The organism is Streptomyces sp. NPDC087428, assembly GCF_044744085.1.
In the GTDB taxonomy this organism is placed as follows: Bacteria; Actinomycetota; Actinomycetes; order Streptomycetales; family Streptomycetaceae; genus Streptomyces.
In genome coordinates this window covers 1-26,623 of record NZ_JBIUXR010000017.1, presented here as the reverse complement: position 1 = coordinate 26,623, position 26,623 = coordinate 1, and the positions used below count along the sequence as shown (strand labels likewise).

Sequence of the window (26,623 nt, the reverse complement as noted above, 5' to 3'; positions counted from 1 at the left end):
TCAGACCCGGCACGCATACAGCGTGCCGGGTCTGATTCGTTTGTGCGTGTGTATGCATGTGTGTGTTCGCCGGTCCATCGGCCCGTCGGCCGGTGCGACCCGCGCCGCGCTCCTACTCCCACTGGCCGCCGAGGAGTAGACCTCCGCCCGCGTTCCGGGAAGTCTGGGGGTGGTGCGCGGTACCGTCCGCGGCCCTGAGCGCACCGGGCAGGAGAGCACAGGTGGGGAAGCGGCAACAGCGGCGGGGGAGGCGTACCGACGAGATCCGGAACCGCCGGCTCGTCCGGGCGCTGCCCGGCCTGGTGATCACCGTCGCGTTGGTGTTCGACTTCTTCACCCCGCCCGCCTTCACGGCCGTCCCGCTCTTCGCCGCGGCCCCGCTGATCGCCGCGCCGTTCTTCTCGCTGGCGGGCACCATCCGGGTCGGAGCCGCCTCGATGGTGGCCATCGCGGCGCTGCGGCTCTACCACGGCTCCCTGTTCCAGGTCGTGCCGTCCATCGAGCTCCTCACGGTCTTCACCGTCTCCGTGCTCGCGGTCTTCATCAACGGTGTCGTGCGCCGCAGCAACGAGCAGTTGGCCTCCGCGCGGGTCATCGCGGAGACCGCCATGCGCGCGGTGCTGCCGACGCCGTCCGACCGGATCGGCGGGCTGTACGTGGCCGCGCGGTACGAGGCGGCCCAGGCGGACGAGTTCGTCGGCGGCGACCTGTTCTCGGTCACGGACACCCCGTACGGGGTGCGGCTGGTGGTCGGGGACGTGCGCGGCAAGGGGCTGGACGCGGTCGAGGCGGTGGCGGTGATCATCGGCGCGTTCCGGGAGGCCGCGGAGCAGGAGCGGTCGCTGGAGGGGGTGGCCCAGCGGCTGGAGCGTGCGCTGGCGCGGGAATCGAGCAGAAGCGGCGGCCTCGACGCGGTCGAGGGGTTCATCACCGCCGTCCTGGCCGAGATCCCGCCGGGCGCGGCCCGGGTGCGGATCGTCAACCGCGGCCACCCCGAACCGCTGCTGCTGCACTCGGACGGGGCGCTGGAGGTGCTGCGGCCCACGCTGCCCGCGCTGCCCCTGGGGATGGACCTGGGCGTGTGGCCGGACCGCTCCGACGAGTGGGAGCTGCCCGCCGGGGCGACGCTCCTCCTGTACACGGACGGCCTCTCCGAGGCGCGGGACGCCGCAGGGGTCTTCTACGACCCCGCGGAGCGGCTGCGCGGGCGGATCTTCCCGGGGCCCGAGGAACTGCTGTCGGCGCTGACCGATGACGTACGGCTGTACACCGGTGGGGTGACGACCGACGACATGGCGCTGCTCGCGGTCGCGCGCCCCACCGAGGGGCAGTCGGAGCGGCGCACGACCGTGAAGATCGTGGGTCTGTAGGGCGGTACCGGGTGAAGGCGGAAGGGCGGACGGGGGAGAGCGTGCGGGGAAGTGGGGAAGAGGCCACGGCCGATGCCACCGTGCGTAACCGTAAGGAACCCCTCCGCATAACATTTGACGCAACGTCAGAAAACAGATAACGATTGAGGGGCGATCAACTCGCCCGATTCCACCCGGTTGTGTCCCGTAAAGTCCAGGCCAAAGACGGGAATGATCAGTTGGAACGGCTTGGAATCGGACCCGTGTGTCTATTAACGTTCGATAACGCAGCGCGGTTGTCCCAGCCGCCGTCAGAGGCGGCACCGTGCGCGAGCGCCGAATTCCGCAAGGGAACCGGGGAACCACCTACATGGGGTGAATCGGGCATCTCTGTCTCGTCGAGAGACGGAGGAACCCGTAGGAGACCTTCCTGCTCCGAACCCGTCAGCTAACCCGGTAGGCGAGAAGGAAGGAAAGGAGTGCGCCCCAGTGGCGTCCAACAAGCCTGCCCCCGAAGCCCCCTCCCGGTTCGCACCCGAACACGGAAATGACTTCGGAACCGGGCCCGGTGCCGTCTACGGCACCCACCACGGAACCGCCTACGGGACCGACCACGGAACCGCTTACGGAACCGGTCGGGGCAGCGAGTTCGGCAGCGGCTTCCCTGCCGAGGAGGCCGAGCCCGGCAAGGCGTGGGAGGAATGGAACCCCACCGAGGAGTCCGTCCGCCCCGTACGCGGCAAGCACCGCGTCGCCAAGCAGCGCAACGGTCTCGCCCGTAGCTCCACCGTTCTCGGCGTCGGTGTCATCGCGGCCGTCGGCGCGGGCGGCATGGCCTCCGCGCAGAGCAGGCCGCCGGTCTCCATCTCCCTTCCCGACGCCATCTCGGACAAGCTCCCCGAGGCCAAGTCACTGCCGGGCGTCGGCGCACTGTTCTCCAGCGGGTCCGAGGCGGAGACTGCCGGGACCGAGACCGCTTCCGCCCCGCTGACGACGGCCGGCATCACCACCACCGAGGCCGAGCAGGGCACGACGGACGCCGGCGAGGCGCTCCGCGCCCGCATCCTCCAGCAGGCCGAGCAGCAGCAGGACTCCGCCGACGCGGAGGCCAAGGCCGCCCAGGAGAAGGCCGCCGCGGAGAAGGCGGCCGCAGAGGCGAAGAAGCAGCAGGACGCCGCGGAGGCCAAGGTCGCCGCCGCGAAGAAGAAGGCGGAGGCAGAGGCCAAGAAGAAGGCGGAGGCAGCTCGGCTCGCCAAGCTCGCCGCCAGCTACGCCATCCCCACCTCCTCTTACACGATTACCTCGACCTTCGGCGAGGCCGGTTCGATGTGGTCCTCCGGCTACCACACGGGCCTCGACTTCGCCGCTCCGACAGGTACCCCGATCAAGGCCATCCACACCGGCACCGTCAAGTCGGCCGGCTGGTCCGGCGCTTACGGCTACCGCACGGTCCTGGAGCTCGACGACGGTACGGAGCTGTGGTTCTGCCACCAGTCCTCGATCGGTGTCGGCGTCGGCCAGAAGGTCACCACCGGGGACACCATCGGGCGCGTCGGCGCGACCGGCAACGTGACCGGCCCGCACCTCCACCTGGAGGTCCACACCCCGGACGGCACCGGGATCGACCCGATGACCTGGCTGCGCGCCCGTGGCCTGACGGTCTGAGCGGACTGAACCCCGGCAGTCCTGACGCTCACCCCCCGACGTCAGGGCTGCCGGTCCGCTGCCGTAGCTGTACACGGCACGGAATAGCGGAGGCGGGGGAACGGGTTGTTCCTTCCATGACTTCTCTCCGCAAGCTCGGATCGTCCAGCCTTCAGGTCTTCCCCCTCGCCCTCGGCGGCAACGTCTTCGGCTGGACCGCCGACGAGGCGCAGTCCTTCGCCGTGCTCGACGCGTACGCGGCGGCCGGCGGCAACTTCATCGACACCGCCGACGCGTACTCCGCCTGGATCCCCGGCAACGAGGGCGGCGAGTCGGAGACCCTCATCGGCAAGTGGCTCGCGTCGCGGGGCAACCGTTCCGACATCGTCGTGGCCACCAAGGTCGGCGCCCACCCCTCGTACAAGGGACTCTCCCCCACCACCATCAAGGCCGCAGCCGAGGAGTCGCTGCGCCGCCTCGGTACCGACCACATCGACCTCTACTACACGCACTTCGACGACGAGACGGTCCCGGTCGAGGAGATCATCTCCGCCCTGGACCAGCTGGTGAAGGACGGCAAGGTCCGCGAGATCGCCGCCTCCAACATCGGCCCGGAGCGGCTCCGCGCCTCGCTGGACTTCTCCGAGCGCGAGGGACTGGCCCGCTACGTGGCCCTGCAGCCGCACTACAACCTCGTCTCCAGGGACACCTACGAGGGCGAGCTCCAGGACACCGCTGCGGGTGCCGGCCTCGCCGCCGTCCCGTACTTCGCCCTCGCCTCCGGCTTCCTCACCGGCAAGTACCGCCCCGGTACGACCGTGGACAGCGCACGCGCCGGAAAGGCGGGCGAGCACCTGGAGTCGGAGCGCGGACGGAAGGTCCTGGCCGCGCTCGACACGGTGGCGCAGGAGCGGAACGCCGAGATCGCGACCGTGGCGCTGGCCTGGCTGGCCGCCCAGTCGACCGTCGCCGCCCCGCTCGCCTCCGCCCGGACGGTCGAGCAGCTGCCCGCGCTGGTGGCCGTCGCCGATCTGCACCTCACGGACCAGGAGCTGACCGAGCTCACCGAGGCATCCGCCTAGAACCGTTCGCCGGCCCTGGCCCTATTGATCCGGGTACTGATCCGGAGGGCTGTGGGGCGCCGGGCTGTGGAGCGGCGCGTCGTACGGGGGCTGTGTGTACGGCTGCCCCGCGTACGGCTGCCCCGCGTACGGGGGCTGGCCGTACGGATGCGTGGGGTGCGGATACGCGGGGTACGGGTGCGGGGCGTGGCTGCCGTTGGGCTGGTACGCCCTGTTGCCCTGGTATCCCCCGTACCCCTGGTACGGCCGGGGCGGCGGAGGGGTGAACCGGGGGCGCGGGCGCCGCGTCGCCTGCGCCGCGTACGCCAGGGCGGGACCGGCGACCTCCCGGCGCTGCCACAGGTGGTGCAGCAGCTCCAGCTCACGTTCGGCCAGGTCCGGGCCCGCCGTGCCGCGGCGGGCCTGCCGGCGCAGAAAGGCCAGCGACGTCGCGAACGACTCGTACTCGGCGACCGCGCGGGCCGCCGCCTTGGCCTGTGCCTTCGCCCGGTCCCTGGCGTGGGCGGCGACCGGGGCCGGTACGTGGCCCTGGCGGCCGTGAGGGCCGCCTCCCGCTGCCGCCGCCCACCGGCGTGCCGCGTCCCTGGCCCTGCCGCGGGCCCGCATCGAGGACAGGGCGAGGGGTTCGGCGGGGGAGAGCCAGCCGGCCGCGGCGTAGACGGGCAGCTCGACGGCCAGCGTGCGCAGCTCGCGCCGGCGGGACCAGATCGCCAGCCAGGTCACCAGGCCGAAGGCCGGCACCATGAACAGGCCGTACACCGCGTAGAAACCGTACGGGCCGAACGTCGACGAGCCGTTCCACAGGGCGTGCATGCCCATCGCGAGGACCAGGCCGAGCACCGGCAACGCGAGGCGGCGGAAACGCTGGTGGCGTGTGCTGCTCGCGGCGATCCCGAAGCCGATGCCGGTCATGACGGTGAACAGCGGATGCGCGAACGGCGACATCACCGCCCGTACGAAGAACGTCGCGACGGTCACCGACACGAACCCCGAGCCCATCTGCTGGTCCTCGCCGAAGGCGTTGCCCAGATAGAGGATGTTCTCGGTGAAGGCGAAGCCGGTCGCGGCGAAGCCGGCGACGACCACACCGTCGACGATCCCGTTGAAATCCCGTCTTCGGAACAGGAAGAGCAGCAGCACGGCCGCGGCCTTGGCGCTCTCCTCGATGACGGGCGCTATGACCGTGGCGCCGAGGGTGTCCGCACTGTCCGGGTCGGCGGTGGCCGTGGCGATCCACTGGGTCGCGAAGGAGTTCGCGAGGATCGCGACGAGGGCGGCCGCACAGGCACCCCAGGCGAAGGCGAACAGCATGTTGCGCCACGGGCCCGGCTCCACCCGGTCCAGCCAGCGGAACGCCGTCATCAGCAACGGGACCGGCAGAACGGCCAGACCCAGACCGACGAGGAATCCCTGAGTGCCCGTCTGGTCGCGGACCAGCGCGAGGATCACCAGACCGCAGAGGGCCAGCACGGTGAAGACGGCGACGACGCGGAGCGTCCTGCTCCGCCACAGCATGCCGACGCGCCGCGGCCGGTAACGCCACTGGCCCCGCTCCGGCACGGCAGCCAGGATCTCGCCGACCCGCTGCTGCTCAAGCACCGGTACGGCCGGCTGCGACTGCCGCTGCTGCTGGACAGAACCGTCGGACACCCCACGACCCTAACCAGGTGGACTGACAACGGCCATGGCGTATGTCCGGTCCCGGGTCCGGTTTCCGGGACCGGTCTCAGCCCAGGCCCCTGTTCAGGTCCCTGTTCGGGTCCCTGCTCCGGGGCCGGCTTCCCCGGCTCTGCTCAGTGGCGGGCGAAGAGCAGGTCGTGCACGACGTGGCCCTTGTCCAGGCCCTGTCCCTCGAACCGGGTCAGCGGCCGGAACGCGGGCCGTGGTGCGTAGCCGCCGTCCGCCGCCGTGTTCTCGAAGCGGGGGTGCGCGGTCAGCACCTCCAGCATCTGTTCGGCGTACGGCTCCCAGTCGGTCGCGCAGTGCAGGACCGCGCCGGGCCGCAGCCGCTGCGCCACCAGGTCGAGGAACTCCGGCTGGATCAGCCGGCGCTTGTGGTGGCGGGACTTGGGCCAGGGGTCGGGGAAGTAGACCCGGAGCCCGTCCAGCGAGTCGGGCGTCAGCATCTCCCGCAGCAGGATGATCGCGTCACCGTTGGCGACCCGGATGTTGGACATGCCGTTCCGGTCCGCGAGGCGGAGCAGATTGCCCTGGCCCGGGGTGTGCACGTCCACGGCGAGGATGCCGGTGCCCGGGTCGTCGGCGGCCATCTGCGCGGTGGCCTCGCCCATGCCGAAACCGATCTCCAGCACCACCGGCAGCCCGTCGAACAGCTCGGGCAGATCGAGGACCCGCAGGCCGTCGATGTCCAGGCCCCACTTCGGCCAGAGCCGCTCCAGGGCGTCCTGCTGGCCGGGCGAGACCCGGCTGCGGCGCGGCTGGAAGCTGCGGATCCGGCGCTCGTGGTGCGAGCCGGCCGGATCGGCCGCGGGGCCGCCGGGGAAGCGGGGCTCCTGACGCAGCCTGCGCTGGCGGTCCAGAGCCGCGGCGCGCAGATCGTCGGGGATTCCGGCGGTGGCGGGTGCGACGGGCGCGGCGTCGGCTCCAGGCGCGTCGTCCGCCGTCGGTTCGGCTCCGGGCGCGACGCCGCCGGGCGTCGTGGGGGAGGGGTTCATGGGCTCAGACACAATGCCCTGATTCTACGGCGGGCGGTTTCCACCCCGTCCCCTGCGCCCGCTGGAGCGCCCTGCGTGCCACCTCCCGCCCGATGGGCAGCGAGGCCGTGGCGGCGGGCGACGGAGCGTTCAGCACATGCACCGTGTGCGGGGCCTCACGGATCAGGAAATCGTCCACCAGGGTGCCGTCCCGGAGGACCGCCTGGGCCCTGACCCCGGCCGGGGCGGGCCGCAGATCGTCCTCCGTGACCTCGGGCAGCAGCCGCCGCACGGCCGCCGTGAAGGCGCGCTTCGACAGCGAGCGGTGCACCTCGCCCAGCCCGTACCGCCAGTGCCTGCGCGCTATCCGCCAGGAGCCCGGCCAGCTCAGCGTGTCCATGAGTTCGCGGGGGCGCACGACCGGCCAGCCGTAGCCCTCGCGGGCCAGCGCGGGCACCGCGTTCGGCCCGACGTGGACACCGCCGTCGTGGCCGCGGGTCAGATGCACGCCGAGGAACGGGAACGCCGGATCCGGCACCGGATAGACCAGGCCGCGCACCAGATCGGGCCGGGCCAGCTCGTAGTACTCCCCCCGGAAGGGCACGATCCGCATCCCCGGGTCGTCGCCCGCCAGCCGCGCCACCCGGTCGCACTGCAACCCCGCGCAGTTCACCAGCACCCGGGCCCGCACCACCAGGCCGTCCGCCGTCCGCACCGCGACGCCCCACGGCCGCCGGTCGATCGCGCTCACCTCGGCGCCGAACCGGATCAGGCCGCCGCCGGCCCGCACCTCGTCGGCGAACCGCTCGGCGACCGCGCCGAAGTCGCACACCCCCGTCGTGCCCACCCGGATCGCGGCGAGGCCGCGCACCCGGGGTTCGTACTCCGCGATCTGGGCCGGTCCCAGCTCGCGCACCGGCAGCCCGTGCTCGCGGCCGCGCTGCACCAGTGCGTGCAGCCGGGGCAGCTCGGCGCGCCCGGTCGCGACGATCAGCTTGCCGGTCACCGCGTGCGCGATGCCGTGCTCCCGGCAGAAGTCGACCATCTCGGCGGCGCCGCGCACCGCGTACCGCGCCTTGAGCGAACCCGGACGGTAGTAGATGCCGCTGTGGATCACCCCGCTGTTGCGCCCCGTCTGGTGGCGCGCGGGGCCCCACTCCTTCTCCAGCACGGTCACCCTCGTGCCCGGGGCGGTCCGCGTGATCGCGTACGCGGTCGACAGACCGACGATCCCGCCGCCGATCACCAGCACATCGCAGTCGTACGCCGCGTGCGTCATCATCACGCCACCTCCCACCCCGATAGTGCACTGACCCACTGACAACGCACTCAAACCCGTATGGGCCAGCGTGGCGCCCGCGAATCCGGCGGCGCGGGGTACCGGGGCCGTGGACCCCGGCCCCGTCGACCGGACCGGCTACGCGGGTGCCACCAGCAGCGGGCGGGCGCGTTCCCGCAGCTCGGCGACGCGCGGTTCGTCCCCGTAGGGCTCCAGCCGGTGCAGCAGGTCGCGCACGTACTCGGTGGTCCGCGCCGACGAGATGCGGCCCGCCACCTCCACCGCGCGGGTCCCCGCCGCGCAGGCCGCGTCCAGGTTCCCCGACTCCAGCTCGGCGACGGCGGAGACCACGAGCCGCAGCCCGTGCGAGCGGACGAACTCCTCGGTCGGCCGGGACAGCGCCTGCTCGGTGAAGCGACGGACCTGCCGCGGCGCCTTCAGGTCGAGGTGGCACTCCGCGGCGTCGGCCGCGAACCGGTCGTACGAGTAGAAGCCGAGCCACGACGGGTCCGCGTCGCCGTCCCGGGAGCGCTCCAGCCACCCCTCGGCGGCCTTCAGCGCGGCCCCCGCGGCCGGTGCGTCGCTCGCCTTGGCGTGTGCCCGCGCCTCCACCAGGCGGAAGAAGCTCATCGTGCGCGCCGTCGCGAGCCCGCGGTTGCGCTCCACGGCGGCCTGCGCCAGGTCGACGCCCTCGTCGGCGAAGCCGCGGTAGGTGGCCTGCAGCGACATCGAGGCGAGGACGTAGCCGCCGAGCGGGACATCGGCCGCGGCGCGCGCCAGGCGGAGCGCCTGGATGTAGTAGCGCTGTGCGGCCTCCTGCTGGCCGGTGTCGAAGGCCATCCATCCGGCGAGCCTGGTCAGTTCGGCCGCGGCGCCGAACAGCGCCCGGCCCACCTCGTCGCTGTACGAACCCAGCAGCAGCGGTGCGGCGTCGACCCGTAAGCACTCCGGGACCATGGACGAACGCCAGTCCCCGCCGCCGTACTTGGAGTCCCAGCGGCGGGCGTCCTGGGCGGCCTCCCGCAGTTTGGACACATCGCTGTGGCCGACCCGCAGCGGCGAGCCGCCGTGCGCGGAGTCGGGGCCCGGCTGGGCCGGGATCGACACGCTGTGCCCGTGGACCGGCGGCGCCCCCGCCTGACCGGGCACGAGCGGTGTTCCGGACAGGAGCTGCTGCCCCGGCACGCCGGGCGGCGCCGTGGAACCGGGTGCACTCTGCGCCCCCACTGCGCCCCGTGCGCCCTGCGTGCCGAGTACCGCCGCCTCCGCGGCCGCCGAGGCGCGGGCGACCGACGGGTCGGCGGGGGATATCAGCCAGCGGGACGCGGGAGTGGCGTACGCGCTCACCGAGAACGAGCCCGCCAGCGACTGCCAGATGCCGCCGCTGCCGGCCCGCCGCCCGGCCAGATCCAGCCGGTACAGCTCGGTCGCCGAGCGGACCGCCTCACCCACATCGCGCGGGAACGTCAGACCGACCTCCGGCGCGGGGTCGGCGTCGGCGAGCCCGATCTCGTGCAGCGGGACCGGACGGCCGAGCTTGGCCCCGATCGCCGCAGCGATGAGATGGGGCGCGGCGCCCTGCGGCACCATGCCCTTGGAGACCCACCTGGCCACCGAGGTCTTGTCGTACCGAAGTGTCAGTCCGCGCTGCGCCCCGAGGTCGTTCACCCGCCGGGCGAGCCCGGCGTTGCTGATTCCCGCGAGGGCGAGAACGGTTCCGAGCTTCTCGTTCGGCCCGCGTTGCTCCCTGGACATGCGCCACCCCTCGACACACAGACGGCAGCCGCGTCACCGTTGAGGCGCGCGGCATTCGTACCGTGTTCTCCCCAGGGACGAACCCCGGCACTCCGACCGCACACGCATTTGGCCGAGCCCCGAGGAATATGCCCCCGGCCGAGAACATCGGTAAACCCAGCGTAGTTCGCCGCATCCCTACCGTTAAGGGGCGGACGTCCGTATGGCGGGATTGTTGTACGTCCGGAGCGAACAGCGGCCAACAGCGGCCAACAGCGGCGAACGGCGGTGACCCCGACGGCGGGTGGGGCCGGTGGGGCGGCCGTGACGGGCGGGTGGCGGAGGCGGGGCGAAGGCGGGGCGGAGAGGAAACGCGGAGGGCGGGGGAGGAGGGATGCGGTCCGCCGGCCGCGCCCGGAAGGGGGCGGGACACGGGGTCGGGGGCGGGCTCGGAAGAGGGCCGGGGAGGGGCGCGCGGGGGGATCGCCGGGGCGGCGCGAGAGGCGGGTGCGGGCAGCGGCGAGGGCAGGCCGCGGGACGCGTGGCCGCACCCCTGCCCCACCTGCTGACCAGCCCGAACGCGTGTTCAGGGCGGTTCGGCCGCCCCCGGTTCGCGAGGTCCGCCCGGCCCTCGCCGGGGCCTCGTCGGAGGTGTCCCGGCGTGCTCCTCGTGTGTGGCCGTGCGCCCGGCCGTGCGCTCTGGCCCGGCCCGGACGGAAGCGCTTCCATGGGTGCTGCGTGGGTCGGCCCGCTGCACTGGACACTGCGGGCTGGGGGAAACTGCCGCCTCATTCCCCGCAGGCGGTGGACCGGTCCGGGAGGCGAACCGCGTCTCCCGGACCGTGCGTCGGGCCGTGCGTCGGGCCGGGAACGAAGGGTCGCGGCTGGTGCCGGGCCCGGTGAAGCCGCCTTCGTGCGGGAGGTCGCACGGAGTTCCGCAGGAAGCTCCGTGCGTGTTCCGTGTCCGCCCGCGCGCGAGCGCGTGCCGTTCGGTCGCCTCGTTCTTCCGGCTCCCCGGGACGGTCCGCGGCGGCTCGTTACCCCATCCTGTTACGGCAGGAACAACACGGTACGAATAAGGATGAAGCCGGGCACGGATTTCTGGCCTTCAGGTTCCAACACGCCCCGAGATTGGCTGGATATCACCGGTCGTGCGCGGTTGGGCCGACGGATTCGCGGACATCTCGCCGGCCGTTCGCGCACGGCGTGCCCGATGGCCGGATCCGGGTCGCCGAGGTGGTGCGTGCGAGGAAGGGCAACACGCGGAATCCATAACTCCGTTGCCGCCGGGACCGACGCGCGCGGGCGAAGGACCGGTCGGCGCGGCCGACAGCCCGCTCCGGCCTTTGCCAGGGGCGCATGCGCTCACGACGTGCGCCGTCCCTGGCCACTCCTGCACGCCGTTGTCGTGGCAGCATGTCCGCAACGGCGCCGCGCGTTACCGGAGTTCTCCCGATACCGCCCTGCCGCGCCGTTTTGTCCACAGCCTGTGGAGGCGGCGATGCGTTGGTTGGTGGGTTGGAGCAGTATCGCCGCGAGCTTCGGCACGGTCGGGGCCGTCGGCGCGAGTGGCGACGGGCGCACGATGCACCCCGTGGGTTCCCAACTCCTGTGGGGAGACCCGGATCCGCTCTGGGCGGTCGGCGACTGGCGCCCCGACGAGATCCGCACGGTCCGGGTGGACACGGCCGAGGGCGCGCCCACGGTCCGGATCGCCGTACTCGGCTGCTGCGGCGCCACCGACGAACAGCTGCGCATCGGACTGCTCGCCGCCCGCGGCGGAGCCCTGCGCCACCTCACCGCCTGGACCGGCAGCTACACGGCCGTCGTCCAGATCGGCCGACGGATCACCGTGGTCGGCGACCTCGCCGGAGCCCGCCCCGTCTTCTACACGCCCTGGGCCGGCGGCACGGCGTACGCCACCGCCGCCCTCCCGCTCGCCGACCTCATCGAGGCGCAGCTCGACATCGGCCACCTCGCCGCGCTGCTCGCCTGCCCCGAAACCCCGGAGGCGCTGCGCGACGGCACCCCGTACGCCGGTGTGAAGCGCATCCCGCCGGGGCACGCGCTGATCCTGCGTGAGGGTTCGCGGGAGATCACCGGCTACGAGGCGGTGGCCTCCCTCGCCGTGGCCGCGCCCGAGCTCGATCCGGTGAGCGCCGTCGACGGGGTGCGCGACGCCCTGGTCGAGGCCGTGCGCGCCAGGCTGCTGGCGCCCCGCCACGCCCCGGAGACCCTGCCTCCCGACCCCGGACCGGTCCCCGGCATGGGCCCCGCCGAACGCCGTGCCGCCCGGGGCGCGCCCGTGCCCGGCATCGGCTCCGACCTCTCCGGAGGCAGCGCGTCGGCCACCCTCGCCCTGCTCGCCGCCGGGCTCCCCGGACTGCCCGGCACCCTCCTGGGCCACGGCACGGGAGCGGGCGAGCGGCTGCTCGCCGTCACGTTCAACGACCTGACCACCCGCGCCCACGAGGACGAACTCGAACGCGCCCGCGTCATCGCCGCCAACCCCCGGCTGCACCACGTCGTCGTCGCCGCGGGCGAAGAGGCCCTGCCGTACGCCGAGTTGGCGAACGGTCCGCTGACCGACGAACCGGCCCCCTCGCTCGTCGACGTCGAACGCCACCGCCGCCGGCTCTCCGCGGGCAGCGCCGACCACTTCGTGGGCGACGGCGCCCGGCAGGTGCTCGACGCCCATCCGGCCCGCCTCGCGGACCTGCTGATCGACCGCCGCAGACGCCACCTGCTGCGCCCGGTCGCCGCACTCGCCAAGGCCGAAGGCCCCTCCGCGCACTCCCTGTTCGTCCCGCTGACCGTCTACCGGGCGGCCCGCCGCCTCGCCCGTACGTCGTACCGCACCGGTCTCGAAGCGGCGGCCGTCCGCCTGCCCCACGCCAACCGCCTCACCCCCGACCTCGGCACTCCCGCGGACGCCTCGCTCGCCGCGCTGACCTGGTCGCGTCCGGGGCCCGCCGCCCGCTGGCTGACCGGGGAGGCGCTCGCTGAAGTATCGGTTCGCCTTCAGGAGGCGGCGATCCGCCCCACCTCCGTCCAGCGCCCCGGCGAGGCCCGCGCCAGGGCCTCGCTCGCCCGGAACGCCGCCGACCACCGGATCCTGGAGCAGGCCGCCGAGGTCCGCAGCCAGCGGCTGCACGCCCCCTTCCTCGACAACCAGGTCGTACGCGCCGCCCGCGCGCTCCCCGAGTCCCTCCGGGTCCAGCCGGGCGCCCGCGCGGCGATCCTGCGCCGGGTCCTGGCGGGCACCGGCATCCACGACCTGCCGCCCGGCTGGGGCACGCCCTCCCAGGCCACCTCGACCGAGGTCACCCGTACCGGCCTGCGCGCCTCGCTGCCCGAGCTGATCGCCCTCTTCGACGCGCCGCTGCTCGCCGACGCGGGCCTGGTCGAGGCCCGCGTCGTGCGGAAGGCCCTGCGCGCGGCCGCCGAGGGCGAACCCCTTCCCCTGGACGGCCTCGCCGACCTAGCCTCCACCGAACTGTGGCTGCGCCGTCTCGTCTCGCGCCGCGGCACCTGCTGGACGGGCACGGCGGCACCGCGCCAGCGCGCGGTCGCCGGCGGCGTGGTCCCGGCACGACGGACACTCCAGCCCTAGGCGCAGCTAGCCGTAGCCGCAGCCGCAGCCGCAGCCGTAGCCGTAGCTGCAGCCGCAGCCGCAAGCGTCGGCGGGGCAGCGGGGGAGCAGGCGGAAGGGACCCCGGGATGCCGGCCGTGGGCCGGCCGCCTTCCGTTGTCCGACCGGCGGGACACAATGGCGGGGTGCGGTATCTGATCCTGGGCGCCACGGAGGCGCGCGACGAGCAGGGCGGTGCGCTGCCCCTCGGCGGTATGCGCCTGCGGACTCTCCTCGCGGCCCTGGCGCTGCGCCCCGGCCGGTCCGTGCCGGTCGCCGAACTCGTCGACGACGTGTGGGCGGACGATCCCCCGGTGGACGCCCCCGCCGCGCTCCAGGCCCTGGTGGGCCGGCTGCGCCGGGTGCTGGGGAGGGACGCGCTCACCAGCACCCCGGGCGGCTACCGCCTGGCGGCCGGCCCGGAGGACGTCGACCTGCACGTGTTCGAGCGGCTCGCCCGGCAGGGCGCCGCCGAGCTGGAGGCCGGCGCGCCCGGGGACGCCGCCCGCACGCTCCGTACCGCACTCGCCCTCTGGCGCGGACCCGCCCTGGCCGACCTGCCCGACCGCGACCACGGCCACGCGCTGCGCCCGGAGGCCCACCGACTGGCCGCACTGGAGCACCGCATCGAGGCCGACCTGCGATGCGCGGGAGCCGACGGACCGGCGATGGCGACGCCCGAGCCCCGTACGCCCCTGCCCGCGACACCCCCGGCCGCAGCCGCCACGCCCGCGACCACCCCGCCCTCCGCCCTCGTGCCGGAGCTGATGGAGCTGACGGCGGCCCACCCGTACGACGAACGCTTCCGGGCCCAGCTCATCCGCGCCCTGCGCGCCGCCGGCCGGCCGGCCGACGCGCTCGCCGCGTACGAGGACGCGCGCCGCGCCCTCGCCGAGGGTCTCGGCACCGACCCCGGGCCCGAACTGACCGCCCTCCACCGCGCACTGCTCACCCCCGCACCGTCCGCACCCGGTCCCTCGGGGGCGGAGGCCGCCCGGGGAAATCTCCGTCCCCGCCTCACCTCCTTCGTTGGGCGCGAGCCCGAACTCCGCACCATCCGGGACGATCTGACCCGCTCCCGGCTGGTCACCCTCACCGGGCCCGGAGGCTCGGGGAAGACCCGTCTCGCCGAGGAGTCCGCGGCGGACGAGGGCCGCGCCGCCGCAGGTGACGTCTGGCTCGCCGAACTCGCCCCGGTGGAAGACCCCGAAGCCGTCCCGGGAGCCGTGCTCTCCGCCCTCGGGCTGCGCGAGACGGCCCTGCTGCGGGACAGCGCCCACGAAGGAACGTATCCGCGCACCGATCCGGTCGACCTGCTCGCCGATCACCTCGCGCACTGCTCCAGGTCCCGTCCCTTCCTCCTCATCCTCGACAACTGCGAGCACGTCATCGGCGCGGCGGCCGCGCTGGCCGAGACCCTGCTGACCCGCTGCCCGCGGCTGCGCATCCTCGCCACCAGCCGCGAACCGCTCGGGGTGCCCGGCGAATCCGTACGTCCGGTCGACCCGCTCCCGGCCGATCTGGCCCACCGCCTCTTCACCGAGCGGGCCCGTGCCGTGCGGCCCGAGTTCGACCCCGAGCGGGAGGCCGCACATGATCCGGACGCCGTCGCGGAGATCTGCCGCCGTCTGGACGGGCTGCCGCTCGCCATCGAGCTGGCCGCCGCCCGGCTCCGGATGCTCGGCCCGCGCCAGATCGCGGACCGGCTGGACGACCGGTTCCGCCTGCTGACCGGCGGCAGCCGGACCGTACTGCCGCGCCAGCAGACCCTGCGGGCCGTCGTCGACTGGTCCTGGGACCTCCTGGACGAGGACGAACGCACCGCCCTGCGCCAGATCTCGGTCTTCGCGGGCGGCTGGGACCTGTCCGCCGCCGAGGCGGTCATCACGGTGTCGGCCGGCCCCGCCCGGCACACCGCGGCCGACACCGCGGACCTCATCGGGGCACTCATCGACAAGTCCCTGGTCGTCGCCACCCCGGCCGACGGCGGCGGAATGCGCTACCGCCTCCTGGAGACCATTCACGAGTACGCCATGGAGCGCAGCGCCGAGACCCCGGCCGTACGTGCCGCTGCCGGGCGTGCGCACACCGCGCACTTCCTCGCCCTCGTCGAGGAGGCGGAGCCGAGGCTGCGCTCCGCCGACCAGCTCCCCTGGATCCAGCGCCTGGAGACGGACCTCGACAACATCCGGGCCGCACTCCACCGCACCACCGCCCCCGCGGGGCCGTCCGAGTCGTCCCACCCGTCCGGTCCGTGCCAGGCGGACCAGCCGTCCGAAGCGGACGCGGCACGTCTGGTGCTGGGCATGGGCTGGTTCTGGTGGCTGCGCAACTACCGCACCGAGGGCCTCACCTGGACCGAGCGGGCGCTGGCGTTCGGCCCGGAGCCCACAGAGCGCACCGATCCCCGCTACTGGTCCTGGATGAATCTGCGCATGCTCTGGTTCTTCCTGGAGATGGAGAACCGTCCGTCCGACATGGACAGCGACAGCCACGACATCCAGGCGCTCGCGAGCCGGGTGGGCGACGCCTTCATGTCCTCGGGACCCCAGGCCGCTCGCTTCCCCGGACTGCTCTGGCCGATGACCTCGTTCTTCAGCCTGGGCATGAAGGACGTCCGGAGGAAGATCGACTCGGTCGTCGACAACGCCCGTCTCCACGGCGGGGCGTGGGAGTACGGCGTCGCGCTGATGTTCCGCACGCACATGATCGTCGACATGCCCGGCGGCATGGCGGGGGTCGACGCCGATCTGGCGGAGCTGCACGCACTGGGCCGCCTCGTCGGCGACCGCTGGATGCGCGCCCAGGTCGCCTCCGCCGCTGCCGAGGCGGGCATGATGCGCGGGCGGTACGACGAGGCGCGTGCGGCGTACGAGGAGGCCCTGCTGCTCGCCCACGAGGTCGGGGCCCATGCCGAAGCCCCGTTCCTCCTGGCCAGGCTCGCCGAACTCTTCTACCGCACCGGCGACCCGGCCGCCGCCGATCGGCTCCTGGAACGGTCGGAGTCCGAGGCGCAGCGCTACCAGGCGCACGACGCGGCCGCGTACGTCCCGTACCTGCGGGCCACCATGGCGCTGGAACGCGGAGATGTCGCGGCGGCGCGGCGGATGTACGCCGCGGCGAAGGCGGAGGACGAGAACGGCAGCCCGCCGACGCACTTCAGCGCGATCCTGGACGGGCTGTCGGCCCGTATCACCATCCACGAACCCGGGCCCGAGGGCGGTCCGGCCGCCGGCCTGCGCGGGCTGACGGCGGCCCTCGTCTCGGCACGGGACGCACAGTGCGCCGAGATCGTCACCGGGAACCTGGCGGACGGCGTGGTGACCGTACTGCCCGAGGTGGGCCGTCACGCGGCCGCCGTACGCATCCTGGCCGCCGCCGACAGCTGGCGGCTCTCCGGCCCCAGGACCGCGGCGGAACAGTCCGAGGTGGACGCGGCCGCGCGGCTGGCCCGCGAGGAACTGGGGGCGCGGCGGTACGAGGAGGAGCACGCGGCGGGCCGCGGACTGACCGTCGACCACGTCATCGACCTGCTCATGGACATCACCGCGGAGCTGCCACCGCCGGAGCCGGCTGCCCGCTGAGCCGCCGGGGCCACCGAACCACCGGACGACGGGCCCGGCGAGGTCAGGCCCGTCCGGCCCCGGTCAGCGGCAACTGATGCGGGACTCGGCCCAGTTCGCGAGGGCCACCCCGCCGAACTCGGTCATCGGCTCCACGACGAGCCGGATCCGGTCCTGGCCGTCGATGCCTACGCCGACCGGTACGGCCGGGTCGTTGCCGTTCATCACCGGGGACCGCCACAGCCGCGCCCCGTCGCCGTCGTACACGGAGAAGCGCACGGAACCGAGCCCCATGGTCAGGTCGTCGACGCCGACCATCGCCTCGTAACGGGTGCACCGGCGGTTCAGCTGGATGACGACGGAGGAGCGGCTGTGCACGGTCACCCCGTGGGCGTACCGCGTGCCGCCGATCGACATCCCGGAACGCTGCCAGACCCAGCTGCTCTCACCGAGCACCACCTCGGGTCCGGTGTGGTCGCCGAAGAGGCTGTAGCTCAACTCGTTGACCTGGTAGACCTCCGGCGCCGGTGCGGGCGGCGCCGGAGGCTCCGGGGTCGGGGTCGGGGTCGGGGTCGGGGTCGGAGTCGGCGTGGGTGTCGGCGTCGGCTTCGGGGCGGGCGGCGGTGGGGCGGGAGCCGGCGGGGTGGGCTTCGGCGTCGGCGGGGTCGGTGTCGGCGTGGGTGTGGGCGTCGGCGACGGCTTCTGCGGTACGGGAACGGCCGGCGCGGGCTCGGGGGGCGGGGTCGGCTTCGGTTTCGGCGGCGCGGGCGACGGCACCGCGGGCGCCACGGCCGGCGGTTTGGCCACCGGCTTGGCCTCTGGCCTCGGCTGGTCGTCCCCGACCAGTGCCCACACCAGCCCGGCCGCCGCCGCGACGACGACCGCCGCCGCGATGCCCGCCTTCGCCGGGGCGCCGAGCCCCTCGGAGGCGGCGGCGCCACCGGCCGACCCGGCGGACGAACCTCCGCCGGTCGCGGCGGCCGCGGCACCCGCGCCCGCCGCACCGGCTGCGCCGCCCGCCACGATCCCGGCGGCCTTGAGCGCGTATCCGGCGGCGAACCAGCCGATGACCGCGACCGGGAGCAGCGCGGGGATCCCGGCGTTCACATGGGCGAGTTCGCCCGCCGCCAGTCGGCACTTCGCGCATGTGTCCAGGTGTCCCCGCAGCCCGCGCTCCGCCCGCATCCGCAGCCCGCCACGGGCGTAGGCGCCGAGCCGGTCGGCGTAGCGCGCGCAGTCCCCGCCGGAGGTGAGCGCCTGGCTCACATGGGCCTGGAGATACGCCTGCTTGAGCCCTTCGCGGGCGCGGCTGGCGAGTACCGAAGTCGCGTTGGCGGTGAGCCCGAACAGCGGGGCGATGTCGCTGGGCGACTCCTCCTCGACGGTGGTGTGCCACAGGACCGCCTGCCAGCGTTCCGGGAGAGTGCGGAAGGCCTGCATCGCCATCGACTGCTCGGCCTCGTGCATCGCCGTCACATCGGCGCCGAGATCGAGGATGTCCGCGTCCGACACCTCCCAGGAGCGCGACGCCTGCGCGGCGAACGCCGCGAAGTCATCGACGAGTTGCTCCCGCTTGGCGGTCTTCGTCCAGGCGGCGCCGACATGCCGGACCGCTGTCATCAGGTAGGCGCGCACGGCCTCCTGCGGCCCCTTGCCGCCCCGGACCGCCTGTAGCGTCCGGGCGAAGACCTCGGCCGTCAGGTCGTCGGCGGTGTGCGCGTCCCGGCAGCAGGTGCGCGCGTACCTGCGCACCGCGTCCGAGTGCCGGCGGAACAGCTCCTCGTACGCGAGGTCGTCGCCGTCCCGCATCTGCTGGATCAACTGGGCGTCGGACGGGGCCAGTACGGAGGTGTCCGCGGCGGCCGAGCCGCTGCCCACCCGCTGCGACGGGACCGCGGCCGCCGCAGCGGCATCGGTCGTGTCCGGGTCCGCCGCTGCCTGGTTCTCGACCGGTGCGGGGGGCCACGGTCCGGGCAGAACCGTGCCGCCGGGCTCTTCGCCGGCGCTCTGGCGCCCGGGTCCGGCCTGGTTCGGCACCTGCTCCGGCCGCCGGCCGCCCGTGCCGGTGCCGCCGTCCGCGGTGGAGACACCGTCGAACGACTCTTCCTGCTGCCCGTCACCGCTCATCGCGGACGCCCCCGTTATGCGCTTTCGGACCCGAACACCGGGCAAGCGTGCCACAGAGGGCAGGAGTGGCGGCCTCTCAGCCCTGCCAACCACTCATCCGGGGCGTTCTCCCGAATATGAGCACTAGCGGACACCCGTTCGGGGAAGGAGTAACAGGATGTGCTGCCGGGGCGGTTGAGCGGGTTTGTGCCGAGAGTGACGAAAGAGGCCACGGCCGGTCCGCCGGCACGCCCCCACGATCACGGGATCGCACCGACGCACCGACCGGCTTGCGCCGCACGCACCGCCCGGCCTTCACCGCGCCTACCGGATACCGCACTTACCGCATTCCCCACCGCCAGAAGCAGCCAGGAGCAGCCGGACGCAGCCTGCCGCAGCCAGAAGCCGCCTGCCGCATCCGCCGAGGCAGCGCTCACGCAGCTCGCTGCCTCAGCGCGCGGTCCCGTGCCCCGCGGGCCGCGGGCCAGTCCGCTCACGCAGGCCGCGAGCGCAGCCCCTCCAGCAGGATGTCCAGCAGCCGGGCCGAAGCAGCCGCCTGCTGAGCCGCGTCCGGCAGCGAGGGCGCCGCCGTCGCGATGACCAGCAGCACATCGGCCACCGTCACATCGCGGCGCAGCTCACCTGACGTCCGCGCCCGGTCGACCAGTCGGCCCACGACCTCCAGCAGCTCGGCCGCTCCGCTGCCGACGCCGTCGATCTCCGACTCGGACACAGCACGGGACTCGGCCACGCGCGGCCCGCTCTGCCCTGCCGGCTGCCCGGCGGACTGCCCGGCCTCCTGCCGCTGCTGCGGCACCCGGTGCTCGTCCCGGGCGTCACCGGCCGCCGAGCCCGGTCCGGCCGGCTCCGCCGCCCGTACGGCGCCCGCGTCGCCGACCACCGTCGAGTCGTCGGTGTCCACGCCGACCCGCAGTATCTGCGGAGGCAGCAGCCGCCCCGCGCCCGAGGCGACCGAGGTCCGCAGGAAGCGCGACAGCGCCGACCACGGCTCCTCCTCCTGACCCAGCGCGGACCGGGCCTGGTCGGTCAGCCGGGAGGTCTCCTCCTCGGCTATCCGCCGCACCAGCACGTCCTTGCTGGGGAAGCGCCGGTACACCGTGCCGACACCGACCCGGGCGCGACGCGCCACGTCCTCCATCGGAGCGCCGTACCCGAGCTCGCCGAACACTTCGCGGGCCGCCCGCAGCACATGTTCCAGATTGCGCTGCGCGTCCACGCGCAGCGGTGCCGAGCGGCTGTGCGCCCCGGCACCCACGGTGCCCGCGCCGAGCGCGGCACCCAGAGTGCTCACCGTTCCCGACGGCGCGGCGGTCCCTGATGACCCGATACCGCTCACCGTTCCGACCGTACCGACTGAGCCGTTTCGTCCGTTTCCTTCGGACGTGACAGCAGCAGTCGGCCAATGCGATTCCTGAATATGCATGACTGTTCCCCCGGTTATGACGTCTCCCCCCGGAGACTCCCGCCGTATCTGCCGGGTTGACCGATGGTCCACATCCGACACCCCGACGACACACGAACATAGTTGAGCCAGGGTCAATTCAGAAGGGGGCAGTTCCGCCCGGAGCGCCCCCCGATCGGAACAAGGACCGGTTGGTCACCGATTAGCCCTCTGCCCGTGCCCCTCGCCGCAACCCCTGACCTGCGGGGCGTCCGTATTGCCGCAACGATCAACCGGAGCCGCCCGTTCGGAAGCTCCGGTCACACAATTTGCCGGGGCTGTGGACAAACTCCGGAGCGCGTTGCGTCATGGGGTGGTGATGGCTTCAGATTCCGGGGGGACACCCCCCGGCCCCCCGCCGGGTGCGCGCATTCTCGTCGTCGGCGGCGGCTACGTCGGGATGTACACCGCGCTGCGTCTCCAGCGGAAGCTGAAGCAGCGGCTCAGGAGCGGCGAGGCCGAGATCGTCGTCGTCACTCCTGATCCTTATATGACGTATCAGCCGTTCCTTCCCGAAGCCGCCGCCGGTTCGATCTCGCCGCGCCATGTGGTCGTCCCGCTGCGCCGGGTCCTGCCGCACTGCACGATCGTCATCGGCGAGGCGCGGCGCATCGACACCGTCAAGCGGACCGCGACGGTCACCACCCTGGCCACGGGGGAGGACGGCACCGGAGCCATCGAGATGCCGTACGACGAGATCGTCATCGCGCCCGGCTCCGTCTCGCGCACCCTCCCGGTCCCCGGCCTCGCCGACCACGGCTTCGGCTTCAAGACCATCGAGGAGGCCATCGGGCTGCGCAACCACGTGATCGAGCAGATGGACATCGCCTCCGCCACCCGCGACCCCGCCATTCGCGACGCCGCCCTCACCTTCGTCTTCGTCGGCGGCGGCTACGCCGGCGTGGAGGCGCTGGCCGAGCTGGAGGACATGGCCCGCTACACCGCGCGGTACTACCACAACATCAAGGCCGAGGACCTGAAGTGGATCCTCGTCGAGGCCACCGGCCGCATCCTGCCCGAGGTCGGCGAATCGATGGGCAAGTACGCCGTACGGGAGCTGCGCGGCCGCAATATCGACGTACGCCTCGACACCCGGCTGGAGTCCTGCGAGGACCGGGTGGCCGTACTCAGCGACGGCTCCCGCTTCCCGACCCGCACGCTCGTGTGGACGGCGGGCGTGAAGCCCGCGCCGCTGCTCGCCGCCACCGGCCTCCCGCTGAACGACCGCGGCAGGCTCATCTGCACGGCGAGGCTCACCGTCGAAGGGGCCGAGCACGTCTGGGCCGCCGGCGACGCCGCCGCCGTCCCCGACCTGACGTCCGACGAGCCCGGACGGGAGACCGCGCCCAACGCCCAGCACGCGGTCCGCCAGGCCAAGGTCCTCGCGGAGAACATCGTCGCGTCCATGAACGGCGAACCGCTCACCGAGTACCGGCACAGCTACGCGGGCTCCGTCGCCTCGCTCGGCCTCCACAAGGGCGTCGCGCACGTCTACGGACGCAGGCTCAAGGGCTACCCGGCCTGGCTGATGCACCGCGTCTACCACCTGAGCCGGGTCCCGACGTTCAACCGCAAGGCCCGCGTACTCGCCGAATGGACCCTCGCCGGCCTCTTCAAGCGCGAGATCGTCTCCCTCGGCTCGCTGGAACACCCCAGGGCCGAGTTCGAACTCGCCGCGGGAAGGCATCCCCGGACCGACGGCGACGGCGGTCAGTAGGGTCCGGTGTCAGTAGGGTCCGTCACACTGGACGTGTGACCATAGGTGGGCTCACATCTGCACAGAGTGACCCGGCAGGCAGCGACCGACAGTGACCAGCAGCGACCGGCTCCGGCTGCGCCTTCTCGCCGGTCCGGCCCCGAACCGGCGAGAGAGAACCGCAGGAAGAACCGGCAGAGGACCGGCTGAGGACCCGGCAGAGGAAGCAGCCCGCCCGAGCGGACCACACCGACACACGAGGCCAGAAATTCCGTGAACTTCACGCGTTGGAGCGCCCGCCTACCCGGTACGCAGCGTCGCGCCGCCCGGGACGACCACAGTGCCGTACCGGCGGCCCGCGCCGAGTACGCACAGGACGAGACCGGGTCCGGCCCGCCGGAGGGCGAACCGGACAGCCCCGCGACCCGGCCCCCGGCGCCCGCCCTGGAGGACCTCTCCGCCCGCGACATCCTCGGCCAGCTGCCCGCCCTCGTCGCTCTGGTGCACGGACCCGACCACCGCATCGCGTACGTCAACGACGCCTACGCCGCGGCCTTCGGCCCCCGCCCGTCCGGTGCCCCCGCGGCCGAGGCGATGCCCGAGCTCACCGAGCTCAGCCTGCTCCCCCTGATGGACCAGGTCCTGCGCAGCGGCACACCCCGCACGGTCAAGTCGCGCAAGGTCGGCAGCGGCAGCTCGTACACCGTGACCTGCACCCCCGTATCGCGCGACCGGGACAAGGGGCACGAGGGCGGCGTGCTCGTGTACGCCGCCGATGTCACCGACCACGCCGAAGCGGCCGAGCGGCTGCGCACCAGCGAGCGGCGCCACCGCGAAACGGCCGTCACCCTCCAGCGCTCACTGCTCCCGCAGGAGCTGGAACAGCCCGACGACCTGCGGATCGCCGCCACCTACCAGCCGGGCGGCACGGACGCCGCGGTCGGCGGCGACTGGTACGACGTCATCACGCTCGGCGCGGGCCGCACCGCCCTGGTCATCGGGGACGTGATGGGGCGCGGGGTGCGCGCCGCCGCCGTGATGGGCCAGCTGCGCACCGCCGTCCGGGCCTACGCCCGGCTGGACCTCCCGCCGCACGAGGTCCTCCAGCTGCTCGACGGGCTGGCCGCGGAGATCGACGCCAGCCAGATCGCCACCTGCGCCTACGCGGTCCACGATCCCAACGAGGGGCTGCTGGTCTACTCGTCCGCCGGTCACCTCCCGATCCTGGTGCGCGACGAGGACGGCACGGTGCACCGCGCGGAGGGCCCGACCGGGCCCCCGCTCGGCACCGGCGGCTGGATCCACACCTCCGGCACGATCGCGCTGCCGCCCGGCTCGACGGCCGTCCTCTACACGGACGGCCTGGTCGAGCGCCGCAGCGAGGACATCGACGAGGGCGTGGCCGCGCTGGAGCGCGCGCTGTCCGGCGCGAAGGGCGCACCTCAGGTGGTCTGCGACCGTCTGATGCGTTCCCTCAACATCACCGCGGAACACGACGACGACGTGGCGGTCCTGGTGGTCCAGCACCCGGCCCGTACCGGGCCGACCGCGGAGCTGTTCCACAACGCCTCGCTCGATCTGCTCGGCGGCATCGAAGCGGCTCCGCGCGCCCGTGCCTTCGCGACGGGCGTCCTGACGTCGTGGCGCTTCCCGGTGGACCTGTGCGACCTGGGCGTCCTGGCCGCCGGCGAGCTCGTCGCCAACTCCCTCCAGCACGGCACACCGCCGATGCGCCTGGGGCTGCGGCGCACCGACCGCCGGCTGATCATCGAGGTGACGGACGGCGACGACCACCTGCCGCGCCGCCGCCGCGCCGAACCGGCGGACGAGGCGGGCCGGGGCATCTCCATCGTCGCGACGATCGCCACGTCCTGGGGCAGCCGTCGCACACCGGGCGGCGGCAAAGCCGTCTGGTGCGAATTCGCCCTGCCCCGGTAGGCGGCCGCGGCCCTCAGTGGACGGCGGCGACCGGGGCCGGCACCTCGGCCGACGCGCTCTCCGGCAGCGAGACGGCCACCACCCGCGACGGCACCGCCGCGAGCGAGGGCTGGTCCTGTACGGGGGTGAGCCGTCGGCCCAGCCGCAGCGCGAGCACCGTGATGCCCAGCGAGAACAGCACGAACGTCACGATGTACGGCCCGTGCAGCGAGGCCCCCATGGGACCGCCCACGGCGGGGCCGACCGCCAGCGCCAGCTGCTTGCACAGGGCGAAGGCCGAGTTGTACTGCCCGACCATCGACTCCGGCGCGAGATCGGCGACCAGCGGTGCGACGGTCGGCGAGAGCATCGACTCACCGAGCCCGAACAGCGCGTACGTGGAGATCATCGCGGCCGTCGCCATGGTCTGGCTGCCGTGCCCGAGGCCGGCGTAGCCCGCCACGATCCAGGCGAAGGCCCAGATCAGGCCGACCGAGGCGATCACCCGGCTGCGACGGCGCCGCTCCACGAGGCGCAGCACCACGAACTGGGCGACGACGATGACCGCGGTGTTGGCGGCCAGCGCGATCCCGAGCGTGGAGGGCTTGATCCCGGCGGCCTCGGTGCCGTACGCCGCGAGGCCGGACTCGAACTGTCCGTAGCAGGCGAAGAACACCACGAACCCCAGCACGCACAGCTGCACCATGGCCCGGTGCGAGAGCAGCACCCGCATCCCGCCCCGCGCGGCGTCCCCGGCACCGGACACCCCCGCCGCGACGGCAGGTGTACGGGGCATCCGCACGGTCGCCGTGATGGCGCCGAGCACGAGGAACATCACCGCTTCGATCAGGAACAGCAGAGTGAAGGACGACGGCCGCTCCGTGTCGACGATCTGTCCGCCGACCAGTCCGCCGATACCGAGCCCCAGGTTCTGCAGGAAGAACTGCATGGCGAAGGCACGGGTGCGGGTCCCGGTGTCGGAGCACCGCACGAGCATCGTGGCGAGGGCGGGCTGCATGACGGCGGTCCCGGCGCCGAGGACCGCGGCCGACAGGACGGCGGCGGTGACCTGCGAGGAGAAGCCCAGGGCGGCCGCGCCCAGGGAGGCGACGACCGAGGCGACGAGCAGTACGGGCAGCGGCCCGCGACGGTCGATGACCCGGCCGGTGAACGGCAGGACGGCGAGCGCTGCCATGGCGAAGACCGCCAGTACGACTCCCGCCGTACCGGCACCCAGATCCCGTACCTGCGCCACATAGACGTACAGATACGGAACGGTGAACCCGAGCCCGAACGCGCTCAGCGCGCTCCCCAGCTGGATCCGCCGCAGTGCTGCACCCATTTCCCTGGTCACACTCACCTACCTCAAGGTCTCGAAGCCATGTGATCGAGCGAGTCAGACGACTCGAACCCGAAGACTTTAGCACTAAAGTTAGAAGCTCAACAATACAGACCGAAGGACTTCGACGGCTATGGGAGGCGTGCCATACTGCGCGCCATGTCTGACACCACCGGGCCGGGCCTCCAGGAGCCGAGCCTCGACGAGCAGATCGCCGCCTACCAGCGCGAGTTCCGGGACCTGGACCCACAGGTCGAGCAGGTGGTCTCGGCACTCGGCCGGCTGAACCGCCGGATGAACGTGGCGTACGGACGTCAGGTCGCCGCCCTCGGCATCAGCAACGCCGAGTGGGAGGTCCTCAAGACCCTCGTGCTGTCCGGCGCCCCTTACCGGCTGGGCCCGGGGGAGCTGGCCAAACGGCTCGGACTCACCCCGGCCGCGATGACGCACCGCATCGACCGCATGGCGGGCGAGGGCCTGGTCACCCGCGACCGCGACGAGAACAACCGGGTCCGGGTCATCGTCGAGCTGACGGACGAGGGCCGTACGAAGTGGCTGGAGGCGATGCGGATGGCATCGGACTTCGAGGAGGAGTTGCTCCAGGACCTCTCGGGCGACGAGCGCGGAGTTCTCGGCGAGATGCTGATCCGGCTCCTGCGCCGGGTGGAGCACGCCCAGCCGGACGCCGGCGGCCGCCTCACCGACCTGGACTGACAGGGTCCTGTCGGGGCAGGTCAGGGAGGGGTTGACATGCCCCTCCGCGATCCGTAAGGTTCTTCGAGTTGTCACGGAGCCGAAATGCTTCTGCGACAACCGATCCCGCCGCGAATGCGGCAACCAAAACTCAGCACGATCTCCCACCCGGGAGAATTTCGGTATGCCGAAATTGATTTCGAAGGCTCGATTATGAGCCGCCGGGAAGATCCGCTAGAGTTTGAGACGTCGGAACGGCCCAACAGCCAGGACGACAAGCCCCACTGACTGGGAATCAGGCCCGAAAGGATCTGATAGAGTCGGACTCGCCGGAAAGGGAAACGCGAAAGCGAAGAACTGGAAAGCGAAAACTGCGAGACCCGCTTCGACCGGGAATCGGACACGAAAGAGTCTGATAGAGTCGGAAATGCAAGACCGAAGGGAAGCGCCCGGAGGAAAGCCCCAGAAAATGTT

15 protein-coding genes and 1 riboswitch are annotated in these 26,623 nt (G+C 72.9%); of the genes, 8 read left to right on the top strand and 7 right to left on the bottom strand.

All coding sequences use genetic code 11. From position 1 onward, the window contains the following. Nucleotides 1-221: 221 nt before the first annotated feature. From ACIO3R_RS31370 to ACIO3R_RS31360, 3 genes are all read left to right on the top strand, one after another. The gene (locus ACIO3R_RS31370) at nt 222-1,370 is read left to right on the top strand and encodes a PP2C family protein-serine/threonine phosphatase (protein WP_402110378.1); all 1,149 of its coding nucleotides are present in this window, start codon (nt 222-224) and stop codon (nt 1,368-1,370) included. Nucleotides 1,371-1,673: 303 nt separating this feature from the next. Continuing rightward, a riboswitch (cyclic di-AMP (ydaO/yuaA leader) is annotated at nt 1,674-1,827 on the top strand. 11 nt (nt 1,828-1,838) lie between these two features. After that, the gene (locus ACIO3R_RS31365) at nt 1,839-3,014 is read left to right on the top strand and encodes a M23 family metallopeptidase (protein WP_385032619.1); all 1,176 of its coding nucleotides are present in this window, start codon (nt 1,839-1,841) and stop codon (nt 3,012-3,014) included. A gap of 116 nt (nt 3,015-3,130) precedes the next feature. Beyond that, a complete protein-coding gene (locus tag ACIO3R_RS31360) occupies nt 3,131-4,075 on the top strand; it encodes an aldo/keto reductase (RefSeq protein ID WP_402110376.1) in 945 nt (314 codons plus the stop codon). 21 nt (nt 4,076-4,096) lie between these two features. Here ACIO3R_RS31360 and ACIO3R_RS31355 read toward each other — a convergent pair whose 3' ends face one another. The 4 genes from ACIO3R_RS31355 to ACIO3R_RS31340 form a co-directional block, all read right to left on the bottom strand. Then, nucleotides 4,097-5,725 carry a PrsW family glutamic-type intramembrane protease gene (locus ACIO3R_RS31355; RefSeq protein ID WP_402110374.1) on the bottom strand — a complete coding sequence of 543 codons (1,629 nt, stop codon included), beginning with the start codon at nt 5,723-5,725 and terminating at the stop codon, nt 4,097-4,099. A 143-nt stretch (nt 5,726-5,868) separates the two neighbouring features. Beyond that, a complete protein-coding gene (trmB, locus tag ACIO3R_RS31350; protein ID WP_401294954.1) occupies nt 5,869-6,750 on the bottom strand; it encodes a tRNA (guanosine(46)-N7)-methyltransferase TrmB in 882 nt (293 codons plus the stop codon). A 4-nt stretch (nt 6,751-6,754) separates the two neighbouring features. After that, nucleotides 6,755-8,011 (bottom strand): L-2-hydroxyglutarate oxidase, encoded by a 1,257-nt coding sequence (lhgO, locus tag ACIO3R_RS31345; protein WP_402110372.1) that lies wholly within the window; start codon nt 8,009-8,011, stop codon nt 6,755-6,757. Between the two features lie 135 nt (nt 8,012-8,146). Beyond that, nucleotides 8,147-9,763, bottom strand: coding sequence for a collagen-like protein (locus tag ACIO3R_RS31340; RefSeq protein WP_402110370.1), 1,617 nt, complete (start codon nt 9,761-9,763; stop codon nt 8,147-8,149). 1,480 nt (nt 9,764-11,243) lie between these two features. Here ACIO3R_RS31340 and ACIO3R_RS31335 point away from each other — a divergent pair. Beyond that, on the top strand, nt 11,244-13,355 hold the full coding sequence (locus ACIO3R_RS31335) for an asparagine synthase-related protein (protein WP_385038043.1): 2,112 nt from the start codon (nt 11,244-11,246) through the stop codon (nt 13,353-13,355). 164 nt (nt 13,356-13,519) lie between these two features. Next, a complete protein-coding gene (locus ACIO3R_RS31330; protein WP_402110368.1) occupies nt 13,520-16,957 on the top strand; it encodes an AfsR/SARP family transcriptional regulator in 3,438 nt (1,145 codons plus the stop codon). Between the two features lie 63 nt (nt 16,958-17,020). Here ACIO3R_RS31330 and ACIO3R_RS31325 read toward each other — a convergent pair whose 3' ends face one another. Continuing rightward, entirely contained in the window at nt 17,021-19,063 is a 2,043-nt protein-coding gene (locus ACIO3R_RS31325) for a sigma-70 family RNA polymerase sigma factor (protein WP_402110366.1), read from the bottom strand. A gap of 472 nt (nt 19,064-19,535) precedes the next feature. Then, nucleotides 19,536-20,486 (bottom strand): TetR/AcrR family transcriptional regulator, encoded by a 951-nt coding sequence (locus tag ACIO3R_RS31320; protein WP_402110365.1) that lies wholly within the window; start codon nt 20,484-20,486, stop codon nt 19,536-19,538. Between the two features lie 337 nt (nt 20,487-20,823). On the opposite strand from ACIO3R_RS31320, the gene ACIO3R_RS31315 reads away from it, so the two are divergent. Both ACIO3R_RS31315 and ACIO3R_RS31310 read left to right on the top strand, forming a co-directional pair. Next, nucleotides 20,824-22,221: an NAD(P)/FAD-dependent oxidoreductase gene (locus tag ACIO3R_RS31315; RefSeq protein ID WP_385040861.1), complete on the top strand. Its 1,398-nt coding sequence runs from the start codon at nt 20,824-20,826 to the stop codon at nt 22,219-22,221. Between the two features lie 252 nt (nt 22,222-22,473). After that, entirely contained in the window at nt 22,474-24,138 is a 1,665-nt protein-coding gene (locus tag ACIO3R_RS31310; RefSeq protein ID WP_385040859.1) for a SpoIIE family protein phosphatase, read from the top strand. A 13-nt stretch (nt 24,139-24,151) separates the two neighbouring features. Here ACIO3R_RS31310 and ACIO3R_RS31305 read toward each other — a convergent pair whose 3' ends face one another. Continuing rightward, complete coding sequence (locus ACIO3R_RS31305; protein WP_402110364.1) at nt 24,152-25,459, bottom strand: MFS transporter; 1,308 nt, start codon at nt 25,457-25,459, stop codon at nt 24,152-24,154. A 156-nt stretch (nt 25,460-25,615) separates the two neighbouring features. Between ACIO3R_RS31305 and ACIO3R_RS31300 the strand changes: the two genes are divergently transcribed. Then, nucleotides 25,616-26,170, top strand: coding sequence for a MarR family winged helix-turn-helix transcriptional regulator (locus ACIO3R_RS31300; protein WP_385040853.1), 555 nt, complete (start codon nt 25,616-25,618; stop codon nt 26,168-26,170). The last annotated feature ends 453 nt before the right edge of the window (nt 26,171-26,623 follow it).